Genomic DNA, 12,917 nt, shown 5'->3' with positions numbered 1-12,917 from the left:
GGAGAGGGGCGCGCGGTCGTGGCGGGTCTGGCGGGAGCCGGAGCGAGGAACGAGCGGAGGCGGATGGAAGACCGCGCGCCCCTCTCCCCTCCCCGCCCGACCTGACCAAGGACCGACCGGCCACCGCCCGAGCCGTACGCTCTGACACGTGACCGACGAGACGCGCAACGACGCCATCACCCCCGACACGAAGGACTGGACCTGGGTCCTCGACGAGCCGTGCGCGGAGTGCGGCTTCGAGGCGGGTCGGCTCGAGGTCGAGGACATCGCACCGCTGGTGCGTGACTCGCTCCCCCGCTGGCGGGCGCGGCTCGCGGCGGACGACGCGCGGGACCGCCCGGAGCCGTCGGTCTGGTCACCGCTCGAGTACGGCGCGCACACGCGTGACGTGTTCCGGGTGTTCGACGTGCGTCTCGAGTCGATGCTGGAGTCGGACGACCCGCTGTTCGCCAACTGGGACCAGGACGCCGCGGCGCTCGAGGACGACTACACGCACCAGGACCCGGCCGTCGTCGGCGGCGAGCTGGAGGCGGCTGGCCGCGCGATCGCGGGCCGGTGGGACGTGGTGACGCCGGACCAGTACGAGCGTCCGGGGCGCCGTTCGAACGGGTCGGTCTTCACGGTGCGGACGCTCGGGCAGTACTTCGCGCACGACCTGGTGCACCACCTGCACGACGTCGACGCCTGACGGCGCCGCGGCGCCGCCTGTCGCTCAGGCGGCGCTCTCGGCGACCTGCGTCTTGCCTCCGCGCCGCACGACAGCGGCGTCGTCGGACATGTCCTCGAGCTCACGACCCTTCGTCTCTGGCACCTGCCAGAGCACGAAGAAGAACGACAGGATCGCGAAGAACGCGTAGAACCCGTACGCGAACGTGAGGCCGATCTCGGAGAACTTCGGGAACGTCGTCGAGATGAAGAAGTTGGCGAGCCACTGGGCGGCCGCGGCGACCGCGAGGGCGGTGGCGCGGATCGAGTTGGGGAACATCTCGCCGAGGAGCACCCAGACGAGCGGTCCCCAGGTGGCGCCGAAGAACACGACGAAGCCGTTGGCCGCGACGAGCGCGATGGTGCCCCAGGCGCCCTCGAGGCTCGGGTTGTCGCCGGAACCGGTCGCCTGGGAGAAGGCGATCGCCATGGTCGTGAGGCAGACGCCCATCCCGGCCGAGCCGACGAGGAGCATGGGCCGTCGGCCGACCTTGTCGACCAGGAGGATCGCGACGACCGTCACCACGATGTTCGTGATCGACGTGATCACGGACTCGAGGAGCGCGTCGGACTCGTCGAAGCCGACGGACTGCCACAGCGACGACGAGTAGTAGAAGATCACGTTGATCCCGACGAACTGCTGGAACACCGACAGCAGGATCCCGACCCAGACGACGGGCTTGAGCCCGAAGCGGTTGCCCCGCAGGTCGCCCAGGGACTCGCGCTTCTCCTTGTCGATCGTCTTCTCGATCTCCTGGATCTTGAGGTTGACGTCGAGCTCACCGGAGAAGTCGTGGAGGACGCGCGAGGCCTTGTCGTAGTCGCCCTTGTGCACGAGGTAGCGCGGGGACTCGGGGAGGCCGAGCGCCGCGATCCCGTACACGAGCGCGGGGATCGCGGTCACGAAGAACATCCAGCGCCACGCCTCGAGGCCCCACCACAGCGTGTCGGACGCGCTGCCCGCCGTGTTGGCGAGCAGGTTGTCGGACAGGAGGGCGACGAAGATGCCGAGCACGATGGCCAGCTGCTGCAGCGAACCCAGCCGGCCACGCACCCTCGCGGGTGACACCTCGGCGATGTAGGCCGGCGCGATCACCGAGGCGGCCCCGACGCCGAGGCCGCCGACGACGCGCCAGATGATGAACAGCGGCAGGTTGGGCGCGAGCCCCGTGAGGATCGACGACGCGAGGAAGAGGAACGCGGCGATCACCATGACGGGGATGCGCCCGAGCCGGTTCGCGACGCCCCCGGCGAACCACGCGCCGACCGCGCAGCCCAGCAGCGCCGACGACACCGCGAAGCCCTGGAGCCCCGTGTTGGTGATGTCGTAGTGCTTGTTGATCGACTCGACGGCGCCGTTGATGACGGAGGTGTCGAAGCCGAACAGGAAGCCACCGAGAGCGGCACCGACCGAGATCAGGACGACCCGCGCGTTGAACCTCGAGACGGTGGGCTTCTCGCTGGCGTTCGACATGACGTACCCCCGCTGGTCTCGGCGATCCGGTTCTCTTCGGACCCTACCGAGCGCACCGGGAGCCGCCACCGGAGCGGCGGTGCCGGCGTCCGCTCACCCGGGCTCGGTGGGGAGGTCGCCGGAGAGCGCGGCCCACTCGTCGTCCGTCAGGAGCCGCGAGCGGATGAGGAAACGCACGCCCTCGGGCGCCTCGACGCTGAACCCGGAACCGCGTCCCGGCACCACGTCGATCGTGAGGTGCGTGTGCTTCCAGTACTCGAACTGCGCGCGGCTCATCCACACCGGCACGGTGAACGACGACGCCGCGCTCCCAGGCGGCGTCGTGCCGGCGGGAGGAGAGTCGCCCCCCGCGGACGGCTCCTCGACCACGAGGTCGCCCAGGTGGACGTCGGCGGTCTCGGAGACGCGGAAGTCGCCGTCGGGGTAGCACATGGGCGACGAGCCGTCGCAGCACCCGCCGCTCTGGTGGAACATGAGGTCGCCGTGCCGGCGCCGCAGCCGCGCGAGGAGCGCGGCCGCGGCGTCGGTGACGTCGACCCTGCCGAGGACGGGAGGGGTGGTCACGTCGTCCGCCCCTTAGAAGAAGCCGAGCTTCTGGGGGGAGTAGCTGACCAGGAGGTTCTTGGTCTGCTGGTAGTGGTCGAGCATCATCTTGTGGTTCTCGCGCCCGACGCCGGACCCCTTGTACCCGCCGAACGCGGCCGCCGCGGGGTACGCGTGGTAGCAGTTCGTCCACACGCGGCCGGCCTCGATCGACCGCCCGGCCCGGTACGCGGTGTTGGCCTCGCGCGACCACACGCCCGCGCCCAGCCCGTACAGGGTGTCGTTGGCGATGGTGATGGCGTCGTCGAAGTCGGAGAAGCTCGTGACCGCCACCACGGGACCGAAGATCTCCTCCTGGAAGATCCGCATCGAGTTCTTGCCCTCGAAGATCGTCGGCTGGACGTAGTAGCCGTCCGCGAGGTCGCCGCCGAGGTCCGCCCGTGCGCCGCCCGTGAGGACCTTCGCTCCCTCGGCCTTGCCGATGTCGATGTAGGACAGGATCTTCTCGAGCTGGTCGTTGCTGGCCTGCGCGCCGATCATCGTGTCGGTGTCGAGCGGGTTGCCCTGCTTGATCGCCTCGGTGCGGGCCTTCGCGTCGGCGAGGAACGAGTCGTAGATGGACTCCTGGATGAGCGCGCGCGACGGGCACGTGCACACCTCGCCCTGGTTGAGCGCGAACATCGTGAACCCCTCGAGCGCCTTGTCGTAGAAGTCGTCCTGGGCGCGGGCGATGTCGTCGAAGAAGATGTTGGGGCTCTTGCCGCCGAGCTCGAGCGTCACCGGGATGATGTTCTCGCTCGCGTACTGCATGATCAGGCGGCCGGTCGTCGTCTCGCCCGTGAACGCGATCTTGCGGATGCGCGGGCTGCTTGCCAGCGGCTTGCCCGCCTCGACGCCGAACCCGTTGACGACGTTCACGACCCCCGCGGGCAGCAGGTCGCCGATGATGTCCATGAGGAACAGGATCGACGCGGGCGTCTGCTCGGCCGGCTTGAGGACCACCGTGTTCCCGGCAGCGAGCGCCGGCGCGAGCTTCCAGGTCGCCATGAGGATCGGGAAGTTCCACGGGATGATCTGCCCGACGACGCCGAGCGGCTCGTGGAAGTGGTACGCGATGGTGTCCTCGTCGATCTCCGAGATCGAGCCCTCCTGGGCGCGGATCGCGCCGGCGAAGTAGCGGAAGTGGTCGATCGCGAGCGGGATGTCGGCGGCGAGCGTCTCGCGGACCGGCTTGCCGTTCTCCCACGACTCGGCGACCGCGATCTCCTCGAGGTGCGCCTCCATGCGGTCGGCGATCTTGTTGAGGATGTTGGCACGGTCGGTCGCGCTGGTCCGGCCCCACGAGCGGGCCGCGCCGTGGGCGGCGTCGAGGGCACGCTCGATGTCGGCGGCGTTGCCGCGCGCGACCTCGGTGAAGGTCCGGCCCGTCACCGGGCTGGGGTTCTCGAAGTACTCACCGCTCGACGGCGGCACGTACTCCCCGCCGATCCAGTGGTCGTACCGCTCGCGGTACGTGACGATGCTGCCCGGGGTCCCCGGGGCGGCGTACACGGTCATCGCTGCCTCCTCGCAGTCGTGCCCTGGCACCCCGGTCGAGGGGCGCCGCCCGGCGTCATGCGCCGTCGGGCACGACGCTAGGGACGTCGCGTTGCAGGTCCGTTGCACCGGCCTCCCTGCGCTCGGAGGCGTCGTGCTCGAGCACCGGGAACCGGTACCCTCCAGCCGTGATCCGTGCGCTGTTACGCACCTCGCCGAGGACGCTCCCGGTGTGGCGGTGGATGATGCTCTACGCCGGAGCGCTGCTGACCGTGGGGGCCTGTGGTGCCGCGTACGACGGAAGGTGGTTCGACGCCGGCATGCGCGCGCTCGTCGCGACGTGTGTGCTGGCCGGGTTCGTCCGCGACACTCGGCTTCGGCGGCGAGGCCGCTCGGCATGACCTCGTCCGGTCCAGCCGGCGGCGTCCGTGTGTTCCGCGCCGTCGCCCTGGTGGGCGTCGCCGTGCTGTGCACCGTCGTGAGTTTCGTCATGATGCACGACCAAGGGGCCCTCGACCGGCACGGAGCGGTCGCCGTGACGCGCGTCGTCCGGGTCCACGTCATCCACAATCCGCGCTCCACCGATCGCTACCTCGACGTCGCTATCCCGGGCCTACCGGGCAGCTACCAGGTCTCCGAGTACGACAGCGACGTTCGAGCCGGCGATCTCCTGAAGCTGCGGTATCTCCCCACCGACCCGACCGTCAACGAGGAAGAGGGCCACGACATCTCGCACCTCGCCTGGATCGTCTGGCTCATCGCTCTGGCGGCGGCAGCCCTCGCCGTCGTCGATCTGAGAGAAGGCGCCCGCACCCGGCGACGCCCACACCGCATCGACCCGCGAGTCCGACGCAGCATCGCCCCGCGGGGTCGGCACCAGACGGAACGCCACCACGTCTGAAGAGTCCGGCGGCCCCACCCAGCACTCGATGATCTCCGACGCGGTCCGATCTGCTGCGCCGGGCCGGGCTCAGGTGGTGTCGGCGCCGTAGCCGGTCTGACGCTTCCAGGCGGCCGGTGGGTCGTAGTCGTCGTCCCACGGCATCGGCTCGTACGAGCGGCAGCCCGGCTGGCGCGGACCCGGCCACGGCTTCCCGAACGAGCGACGGCACGCGCAGACGTACGCCGTGTTGGGGTTGCGCAGCACACGGAACCGCGGCGGTTTGAGGCGCGCGGCGTAGTCGAGCGTCGCTCCGTCGAGCACCGCGGCGGCCCCCGGCCCGACGGCGAGCCACGCGCCCGGACACCCGTACCGCTGGGCACCGGCGGGGACGGCGTCGGTGGCGAGGGCCTCGAAGACATAGGTCGACCCGCAACACCCTCCGTCCCGGACGTCGATCAGGACGCATCCGCCGAGGGCCCCGAGCTGGTCGATCGCCGCGCGGGTGACGTCGAAGGGCGGGAGCACGGTCACGTCGTCGTCCATGGGAGGGGTCTACCCGCACCCACCCACAAATCGGGCGGCCGTCGATGCGGTCTGCCGCGAGCACGGGGGCTGCGCCCGCCGAGCACGGGCCGCCCGCCCGTCCAGGCGGCGGGACGGGCGGGGACCCCGTGTTCTCGGCGAGGGGGCACCGACCCGCTCAGCGGAGGGTGCGGTCGAGGAGCGCGAGCCGGCCCTGGGCCCGGGCGTGCGCGGCGCTCCCGGGCACACTCAGGCGGGCCAGGCGTGCCCACGCGGCATGGTCGTCGGCGCCCTCGCGCCGGGCGGTCCATCGGTCGACGGCGTCCGCGTCGGTGCTGCGCAGGACGGCGGAGCGCACGTCGGCCTCGAGCTCGTCGCGCAGCCGTTCGACGCCGGGCGCCACGGACCGCGGGAGCAGCGGCCCGGGGTAGCGCTCGAGCGCGCCTGCGACGTCGTCGGACGCGAGGCTCGCTCGGACGGCGGCGACGTCCGTGGCGACCGGCACGGCGAGGCGGTACGGGCGGCCGTCGTCGAGCAGCGGCCCGACGACGCGGCGCAGCCGCGAGACCTCGGCCCGCACGGTGACCTCGGAGAGCGAGCCGGGCGCCAGGAGGACGGCGAGCTCGTCGGCGGTCGAGCCCTCGGGGCTCTCGGCGAGCAGGACCAGCAGCTCGGCGTGCCGCAGGCTGAGCCGTTGCCTCGGGGCGCCGGGCAGGCGGAGCGTGGGGACGGCGCCGAGGGCGCGAAGCTGCGGGCCTGACGGCGCCGCGTCGTCACGGCGGACGAGTCGGGCCAGCTCGCGCTCCACGGCGGCGGCCGAGGCGCGCACGAGCGAGAGCATCACGCCCGACGCGGCAGGCGCGCCCCCGGTGACGTCCAGGACGCCGAGCACCCGGCCGGTCGCGAGGTCGCGTACGGGAGCCGCGGCGCACGAGTACGCCTGCACGGGCCGCGTGAAGTGCTCGGGCCCGACGACCTGCACCGGCCGCCCGGTCGCGAGCGCCGTGCCGGGCGCGTTGGTGCCGACGACGTCCTCGCGCCACACCGCGCCCTCGACGAACCCGATCCGGCCGACCTCGTCGCGCACCCTCCGGTTGCCCTCGACCCACAGGAGCCGACCGGCGCCGTCGGACAGGGCGACGATCAGCCCGTCGTCCGCGACGGCGTCCACGAGCAGGTCCCGGACGACGGGCATCGCGGCGGCGAGCGGGCTGCGGGACCGCTCCCCGACGAGGTCGGCGTGCGTGGTGACCTCGGTGCGCGGGGTGTCGGGGTCGAGGCCGCGACGCAGGCTGCGCGCCCACGAGTCGGCGACGAGCGGTCGGACGCCCGGCCGGCGCCGCAGCGACGCCACGTCTCCGGACACGGCGGCCTCGTACGCGAGGCTGACGCGGTCGTCGACGGGCATCGACGCTCCCTCCGGGTGTCGCCCGCGTCGTCGCGGGCCGAGGTGCAGCCAGTGTAGGTCGGGGCGCACGATGAGCCCATGGGTGAGATTCCTGGCTCGGCGGACGCGAGCGGGCGCCACGGCCCGCGGGTCGCGGTCACCGGCGCGACGGGGCACGTGGGCGGCCTGGTCGCGCGCCTGCTCGCCGACGACGACGTCCCGCAGCGGCTCCTGGTCCGCACCCCGTCGCGGGCCCCGGCGCTGCCCGGCGCCGAGGTCGTCGAGGCGGCCTACGGCGACGGCGCGGCCGTCGAGCGGGCACTGGCGGGCGTGGACGTCGTGCTGTTCGTGTCGGCGACGGAGTCGGCCGACCGGCTCGACCAGCACGAGCGGTTCGTCGAGGCGGCGGTGCGGGCCGGGGTCCGGCACGTCGTCTACACGTCGTTCCAGGGCGCCGGTCCTGACGCCTCCTTCACGCTCGCGCGCGACCACGCGGCCACCGAGGAGCTCGTGCGGCTGTCCGGGATGGCGTGGACGTTCCTGCGCGACAGCCTGTACCTGGACGTGCTCGCGGAGTGGGTCGGGGAGGACGGCGTCCTGCGGGGCCCCGCTGGGGACGGCGTCGTCGCGGCGGTCGCCCGCGCGGACGTCGCGCGGTGCGCGGCCGCGGTCCTGACGGACGTCCTCGCGGACCCCGGCACGCACGGGGGGCGGGCGTACGAGCTCACGGGCCGGGAGGCGATCGGCCTCGCCGACGTCGCCCGCGTCGTGCACGAGGTCACCGGGCGTCCGGCGCGGTACCACGCCGAGTCGGTGCGCGAGGCCTACCAGTCCCGCGCGGTCTACGGAGCACCCCGGTGGCAGGTCGACGCGTGGGTGTCCACGTACACGGCGATCGCCGAGGGTGCGCTCCGGCACGTGAGCGGCGACGTCGAGCGGCTGACCGGGCGCGAGCCGATGACGCTCCGGGACGTGCTGCAGGCCACGTGACACGGAGACCGGGGTTATGACATGCCGGTGCTACCGTGTCAGCATGCCAAAGATCATCGGGGGGTCGTTGCACGAGCACCGTGCGCAGACCCGGCAGAAGCTCTTCACCGCCCTGTCCACCCTGATGACCGACCGAGGCTTCGACACCATCACGCTCGCCGAGATCGCGGCCGCCGCCGGCGTCGGCCGCACCGCCGTCTACAACCACTTCCCCGACAAGGAAGCGATGCTCCTCGGCTTCATCACGCACGAGACCGAGCAGTACGTGCACACGCTCGAGCGCGCGCTGGCCGACGTCGACGACCCCGTCGAGAAGCTCCGCACCTACGTCCGTCAGCAGGCCCGGCTGTCGCGCGTCTTCCACCTCGCGCCCGGACCGGACCTGCGGACCATCCTGTCCAAGCAGGCCCAGCACCGGCTCCGCGAGCACGTGGTCCTCGTCGAGACGATCCTCCGCGACATCCTCGACGAGGGCGTCGAGACCGGCGAGCTCCCACCCCAGGACGTCGAGGTCACCGTCGGCCTCGTCAACGCCTGCCTCTCCGGGCGCCTCATCCCCGAGTCCTCCCCCGAGCGCGAGCGCTGCATCGAGGCGACCGAGTCGTTCGTCCTCCGCGCCGTCGGGGCGCACCAGGTCGCGGCCTAGCCTGCTCGCCCGGCGGCCGGGTTCACGCACCGACGAGCTCGTCCGGCGCGAGCCACCGCACCCCCGTGCGGTGGCTGAGGAGCTGACCCCGCAGCCGGACCCTCGCGGCCCGGCACGCCTCGGCGAGCCGCGCCGCCCAGGCGCGGTCGAGCGTCGTCGCACGGTCGTCGAGCCGGCGTTCCCACACCACCACGACCTGCGCCGCGTCGACCTCCTGGACCAGCGCCGCCAACGACCCGGCGAGCTGCTCGGCGTGGCCACCGTCCGGGCTGGGCGGGAAGTCGGGGATCGGCAGCAGCACGGGGAGCTGGCGGTCGTCGGCGTCGAGGAAGAACAGCCAGAGCTGCCGGCGCGCGGCGCGACCGACGATGTCGCGCACGCGCTCGGTCACGTCCTCGTCGGTCGTGAGGGGAAGGTCGGGCAGGTCCAGGGCGTCAGGGATCGTCATGCGCCCAGGGTGTCGCCTGCGTGCGGCCGACCACCGGCCGCACGACGCGCCCTGTGCACAACCGGAACCCGACGACGGTAGGGGGTGGCCGTCGTCGGGCCTGGACCCGCCAGTCGAGCCACTGGGGGTAGGCAAACCGTCGCGTACGCTTCCTGACGGCTTGTCATCTGCACCCCGAGGAGAACGCCCGTGACCCGGACCGTCGCACTCGACGTGCTGACCACCGCACCGCTGTCCCGCCGGCTACGCGAGGGAACCCGCCCGGAGCACGAGCAGGCGGAGGCCTCCGGGTTCGTCGAACAGCTCCTCGCCGGCAGGCTCGACGTCGGCGCCTACGCCGACCTCGCTGCCCAGCAGCTCGCCGTGTACCGCGCGCTCGAGGCAGAGAGCACCGTGGTCCGGTCCGACGCGCGCGGCGCGAGCCTCGTCTTCGACGAGCTGACCCGGGTCCCGTCCATCGAGCAGGACCTCGCGGTCCTCGTCGGGCCGGACTGGCGCGAGCGGATCACGATCCACCCCGCGACGCTCGCCTACGTGGCGCACCTCCAGGGCACCGGCTCCGACCTGGCCCGCTACGCCGCGCACGCCTACACGCGCTACCTCGGCGACCTGTCCGGCGGGCAGATCATCAAGCGCATGCTCGAGCGTCACTACGACCTCGGGCCCGAGGGCCTCGCGTTCTACACGTTCGACGAGATCCCGAAGTCCAAGCCCTTCAAGGACGTCTACCGCGAGCGCCTCGACGGCCTCGGGCTCGACGACGGCGAGGTCGCGCGTGCGGTCGAGGAGGCGAAGCTCGCGTTCCGCCTCAACGCCGCGATGTTCGCGGACCTCGGCGCCGTGCACTGCGCCTGACGACCCACCCGAGTCAGCCCGCGGCCTCGGCCAGCGCCGCCACCGTCCCCTCGAGCGCTGCCGCGTAGGCGTGCGCCGGGGGCGCCCCGAACCCCACGACGACGCAGCGCCCGTCGGCGTCAGCCCCGCCCACGATCCCGGGGACGGCCGCGCGGAAGTCGGCGAGCGCCTCGAACAGGACGCCGTGCCGCTCCCCCGCCTCCACGGCGGCGCTCGCGGCGACGCCGTCGGGCAGCTCGACGACGACGTGCAGCCCGGCGGGCAGCCCCCGCAGCTGCGCGCGAGGTACCCGTGACGCGAGCGCCGCGGCCAGCCGGTCGCGGCGTTCCCGGTACGCGACACGCACCCGCCGGACGTGCCGGTCGTAGGCGTGGGTCGCGAGCAGGTCGGCGAGCACGGCCTGGCCGAGCCCGTCGGCACGCACGCCCCGGTCGGCGCGGATCCGCTCGAGCTCGGCCACCAGCCAGCCCGGGGCGACCGCCCAGCCGACCCCGAGCGACGGCGCGAAGGCCTTGTTCGCCGTCCCCGCGTAGACGACGTGACCCGGTGCGAGCGCCTGGAGCGCCCCGACGGGGCGGCGGTCGTAGCGGAGCTCGCCGTCGTAGTCGTCCTCGACGACGAGGCCGTCGGTGGCCTCGGCCCAGCGCGCCACGGCGACGCGGCGGGCGGGCGCGAGCGGCACGCCCGTGGGGAACTGGTGCGCGGGGGTGAGGAGCACGGCGTCGGCGTCGAGGAGGTCGACGCGCGCGCCGTCGTCGTCGACGGGCAGGACCTGCAGGTCGAGCCCGGCCGCACGCGCGATCGCCCGGTGCCGCTCGTGCCCGTAGGCCTCGACGGCGAGCCGCCGCGCCCCGCTCGCCCGCAGCGCCGCGCAGACCAGCGCGAGCGTCTCGCTGAAGCCCGTCGTGACGACGACGTCGTCGGGCCGGGCGACGACCCCGCGCGTCCGCGCGACGTACTCCGCGACCTCCTCGCGGAGCCGGGGCAGCCCGACGCGCGGCGTGTACCCGAGCTCACCGGGGCCGAGCGCCTCGATCGCGCGGCGGGTGGCGGCGGTCCAGGCCGAGCGCGGGAGCTGGGTGCCGTCGGGCAGGCCGGCCCGCAGGTCGGCCGCCGGACGGGTGGTCCGCTCCGGTGGCGCCGGACGCGCGGCCGGGCGGGGCCGCTCCCCCACCCAGGTGCCGGAGCCCACGCGCGCCTCGAACCACCCCTCGGCGACGAGCTGGCCGTACACCTCGGCGACCGTGTTGCGGGCGATCCCGAGGTCCGCGGCGAGGCTCCGTGACGACGGCACGCGCGTCCCTGCGGCGAGGCGCCCGGTCCGGACGGCGTCGCGCAGCGCGTCCTCGAGCGCGCGGCGCGGCCGCGCGCCACGCGCCGCCTCGGGGGCGAGGAACAGGTCGAGGCCCGCGCGAGTGGCCCAGGTTTCTGTCATCGAAGTGGACTCTACGCGCGGTCCGATCCTCCGTAGTGTCGACGACATGACGACGACCACCACCCCCACCGAGACCACCCCCACCACCCCGGACGACGCGCCCGTCACCATCCCCGTCCGCCTCGACATCCAGCAGGCCGCGCCCGGATTCAGCGCCGCCATGAACCGGCTGCACCGGGCCGCCGAGGCCGAGCTCGACCGCGTCGGCTTCGACGCGCGCCTGCGCGACCTCGTCCGCCTCCGCGCCTCGCAGCTCAACGGCTGCGCCTACTGCGTCGACCTCCACACGACCGACGCGCTCGCCGCGGGCGAGCACCCGCAACGCGTGACCGCAGTGCCCGTCTGGCGTGAGGCGCCGTTCTTCACGGCCCGCGAGCGCGCCGCCCTCGACCTCACCGAGCAGGTCACGCTCCTCGCGCAGACCCACGTGCCCGACGAGGTCTGGCAGGAGGCGGCGCGGCACTTCACTCCCGACGAGCTCGGCGCGCTCGTCGCCGCCCTCACCACCATCAACGCGTGGAACACCATCAACGTCACGACGCGGACCTGGAACCCGACCCTCCACGACTGACACCGACGGAGACTCTCCGTCCGCCGACGGTGACGTCGCGTTCGCCGACGGTGACACGCCGTCCGCCGACGGTGACACCGCAGGCGCCGACGGTGACACGACGTCCGCCGACGGTGACACGTATCCACAGGGCACCGGTCCCGCAGCTGTGGACGACCGTCACCCTCAGCGAACGCAACGTCACCCTCAGCGAACGCAACGTCACCGTCGGCGAACGCGACGTCACCCTCGGCGAACGCAACGTCACCCTCAGCGAACGCGACGTCACCCTCGGCGAACGCGACGTCACCCTCGGCGCGGGGTGGCATGCTGCGGGCATGGAGTTCCAGGACGTCGTCGACCGCCGCCGCATGACCCGCAGCTACACCACGGACCCGGTGGACCCGGCAGTGGTCGACCGGGCGCTCCGCAACGCCGTCCGCGCCCCCAGCGCCGGGTTCAGCCAGGGCTGGGGGTTCCTCGTCCTCGACACCCCGGACGACGTCCGCCGCTACTGGGAGGCGACGGCCGACACGGAGCACCCCGACGCCTGGCTCGAGGGCATGATGCGCGCACCCGTCGTCGTGATCCCATGCAGCAGCAAGGCGACCTACCTCGACCGCTACGCCGAGCCCGACAAGGGCTGGACCGACCGCGACGAGGCCCGTTGGCCGCAGCCGTTCTGGGACCTCGACACCGCGATGGCGAGCCTGCTGATCCTGCAGACCGTCGTCGACGAGGGGCTCGGGGCCCTCTTCTTCGGGATCCCGCCCGAGGCGGACGCCGCCGTGCGCGAGGCGTTCGGGATCCGCGCCGACCACGACCCCGTCGGCGCGATCACCATCGGCCACCCGGCGCCGGGCGGCGCGACCGGCTCTGCGAAGCGCCGACCCCGGCGCGCGATGGACGACGTCGTCCACCGCGGCCGCTGGTAGCCGGCCCC

15 protein-coding genes are annotated in these 12,917 nt (G+C 73.2%); 8 read left to right on the top strand and 7 right to left on the bottom strand.

All coding sequences use genetic code 11. The features are described from left to right. Positions 1 to 148: 148 nt before the first annotated feature. Positions 149 to 688, top strand: coding sequence for a DinB family protein (locus tag ACFT5B_RS16640; RefSeq protein WP_386800262.1), 540 nt, complete (start codon positions 149 to 151; stop codon positions 686 to 688). A gap of 24 nt (positions 689 to 712) precedes the next feature. Here the strand turns inward: ACFT5B_RS16640 and ACFT5B_RS16635 are convergent, their stop codons facing one another. The 3 genes from ACFT5B_RS16635 to adh all read right to left on the bottom strand — a co-directional run bounded on the left by ACFT5B_RS16635 (position 713) and on the right by adh (position 4,279). Then, on the bottom strand, positions 713 to 2,179 hold the full coding sequence (locus tag ACFT5B_RS16635) for a sugar porter family MFS transporter (protein WP_386800260.1): 1,467 nt from the start codon (positions 2,177 to 2,179) through the stop codon (positions 713 to 715). 93 nt (positions 2,180 to 2,272) lie between these two features. Further along, positions 2,273 to 2,743 (bottom strand): DUF779 domain-containing protein, encoded by a 471-nt coding sequence (locus ACFT5B_RS16630; RefSeq protein ID WP_386800258.1) that lies wholly within the window; start codon positions 2,741 to 2,743, stop codon positions 2,273 to 2,275. Between the two features lie 12 nt (positions 2,744 to 2,755). Beyond that, the gene (adh, locus tag ACFT5B_RS16625; RefSeq protein WP_386800256.1) at positions 2,756 to 4,279 is read right to left on the bottom strand and encodes an aldehyde dehydrogenase; all 1,524 of its coding nucleotides are present in this window, start codon (positions 4,277 to 4,279) and stop codon (positions 2,756 to 2,758) included. Positions 4,280 to 4,446: 167 nt separating this feature from the next. Here adh and ACFT5B_RS16620 point away from each other — a divergent pair, with 167 nt between their 5' ends. Both ACFT5B_RS16620 and ACFT5B_RS16615 read left to right on the top strand, forming a co-directional pair. Further along, positions 4,447 to 4,659, top strand: coding sequence for a hypothetical protein (locus tag ACFT5B_RS16620; protein WP_386800254.1), 213 nt, complete (start codon positions 4,447 to 4,449; stop codon positions 4,657 to 4,659). A gap of 29 nt (positions 4,660 to 4,688) precedes the next feature. Then, complete coding sequence (locus ACFT5B_RS16615) at positions 4,689 to 5,159, top strand: hypothetical protein (protein ID WP_386800252.1); 471 nt, start codon at positions 4,689 to 4,691, stop codon at positions 5,157 to 5,159. Positions 5,160 to 5,228: 69 nt separating this feature from the next. Here the strand turns inward: ACFT5B_RS16615 and ACFT5B_RS16610 are convergent, their stop codons facing one another. Then, a complete protein-coding gene (locus ACFT5B_RS16610; RefSeq protein ID WP_386800250.1) occupies positions 5,229 to 5,684 on the bottom strand; it encodes a HesB/IscA family protein in 456 nt (151 codons plus the stop codon). 157 nt (positions 5,685 to 5,841) lie between these two features. Next, entirely contained in the window at positions 5,842 to 7,071 is a 1,230-nt protein-coding gene (locus ACFT5B_RS16605; protein ID WP_386800248.1) for a GAF domain-containing protein, read from the bottom strand. A 78-nt stretch (positions 7,072 to 7,149) separates the two neighbouring features. Between ACFT5B_RS16605 and ACFT5B_RS16600 the strand changes: the two genes are divergently transcribed. Together ACFT5B_RS16600 and ACFT5B_RS16595 are read left to right on the top strand one after the other, a co-directional pair. Beyond that, entirely contained in the window at positions 7,150 to 8,040 is an 891-nt protein-coding gene (locus tag ACFT5B_RS16600) for an SDR family oxidoreductase (RefSeq protein WP_386800246.1), read from the top strand. A gap of 43 nt (positions 8,041 to 8,083) precedes the next feature. Then, positions 8,084 to 8,686: a TetR/AcrR family transcriptional regulator gene (locus tag ACFT5B_RS16595; protein ID WP_386800244.1), complete on the top strand. Its 603-nt coding sequence runs from the start codon at positions 8,084 to 8,086 to the stop codon at positions 8,684 to 8,686. A gap of 22 nt (positions 8,687 to 8,708) precedes the next feature. On the opposite strand, the gene ACFT5B_RS16590 is transcribed toward ACFT5B_RS16595, so the two are convergent. Continuing rightward, complete coding sequence (locus tag ACFT5B_RS16590; RefSeq protein WP_386800242.1) at positions 8,709 to 9,134, bottom strand: hypothetical protein; 426 nt, start codon at positions 9,132 to 9,134, stop codon at positions 8,709 to 8,711. Positions 9,135 to 9,323: 189 nt separating this feature from the next. Between ACFT5B_RS16590 and ACFT5B_RS16585 the strand changes: the two genes are divergently transcribed. After that, on the top strand, positions 9,324 to 9,989 hold the full coding sequence (locus ACFT5B_RS16585) for a heme oxygenase (biliverdin-producing) (protein ID WP_386800240.1): 666 nt from the start codon (positions 9,324 to 9,326) through the stop codon (positions 9,987 to 9,989). A gap of 13 nt (positions 9,990 to 10,002) precedes the next feature. Here the strand turns inward: ACFT5B_RS16585 and ACFT5B_RS16580 are convergent, their stop codons facing one another. Continuing rightward, complete coding sequence (locus tag ACFT5B_RS16580) at positions 10,003 to 11,424, bottom strand: PLP-dependent aminotransferase family protein (protein WP_386800238.1); 1,422 nt, start codon at positions 11,422 to 11,424, stop codon at positions 10,003 to 10,005. A 46-nt stretch (positions 11,425 to 11,470) separates the two neighbouring features. Here ACFT5B_RS16580 and ACFT5B_RS16575 point away from each other — a divergent pair, with 46 nt between their 5' ends. Together ACFT5B_RS16575 and ACFT5B_RS16570 are read left to right on the top strand one after the other, a co-directional pair. After that, the gene (locus ACFT5B_RS16575) at positions 11,471 to 11,995 is read left to right on the top strand and encodes a carboxymuconolactone decarboxylase family protein (protein WP_386800236.1); all 525 of its coding nucleotides are present in this window, start codon (positions 11,471 to 11,473) and stop codon (positions 11,993 to 11,995) included. 113 nt (positions 11,996 to 12,108) lie between these two features. Continuing rightward, the gene (locus ACFT5B_RS16570; RefSeq protein ID WP_386800234.1) at positions 12,109 to 12,909 is read left to right on the top strand and encodes a nitroreductase family protein; all 801 of its coding nucleotides are present in this window, start codon (positions 12,109 to 12,111) and stop codon (positions 12,907 to 12,909) included. Positions 12,910 to 12,917: the final 8 nt, after the last annotated feature.

The organism is Luteimicrobium sp. NPDC057192 (assembly GCF_042670205.1).
In the GTDB taxonomy this organism is placed as follows: Bacteria; Actinomycetota; Actinomycetes; order Actinomycetales; family Cellulomonadaceae; genus Luteimicrobium.
This window is presented reverse-complemented; position numbering and strand designations above follow the sequence as displayed.

Excerpts from the sequence above, each read along its gene's own strand:
- ACFT5B_RS16590 (WP_386800242.1), bottom strand. The coding sequence starts at position 9,134 with ATGACGATCCCTGACGCCCTGGACCTGCCCGACCTTCCCCTCACGACC.
- ACFT5B_RS16595 (WP_386800244.1), top strand. The coding sequence starts at position 8,084 with ATGCCAAAGATCATCGGGGGGTCGTTGCACGAGCACCGTGCGCAGACC.
- adh (WP_386800256.1), bottom strand. The coding sequence starts at position 4,279 with ATGACCGTGTACGCCGCCCCGGGGACCCCGGGCAGCATCGTCACGTAC.
- ACFT5B_RS16580 (WP_386800238.1), bottom strand. The coding sequence starts at position 11,424 with ATGACAGAAACCTGGGCCACTCGCGCGGGCCTCGACCTGTTCCTCGCC.
- ACFT5B_RS16605 (WP_386800248.1), bottom strand. The coding sequence starts at position 7,071 with ATGCCCGTCGACGACCGCGTCAGCCTCGCGTACGAGGCCGCCGTGTCC.
- ACFT5B_RS16635 (WP_386800260.1), bottom strand. The coding sequence starts at position 2,179 with ATGTCGAACGCCAGCGAGAAGCCCACCGTCTCGAGGTTCAACGCGCGG.
- ACFT5B_RS16610 (WP_386800250.1), bottom strand. The coding sequence starts at position 5,684 with ATGGACGACGACGTGACCGTGCTCCCGCCCTTCGACGTCACCCGCGCG.
- ACFT5B_RS16575 (WP_386800236.1), top strand. The coding sequence starts at position 11,471 with ATGACGACGACCACCACCCCCACCGAGACCACCCCCACCACCCCGGAC.
- ACFT5B_RS16600 (WP_386800246.1), top strand. The coding sequence starts at position 7,150 with ATGGGTGAGATTCCTGGCTCGGCGGACGCGAGCGGGCGCCACGGCCCG.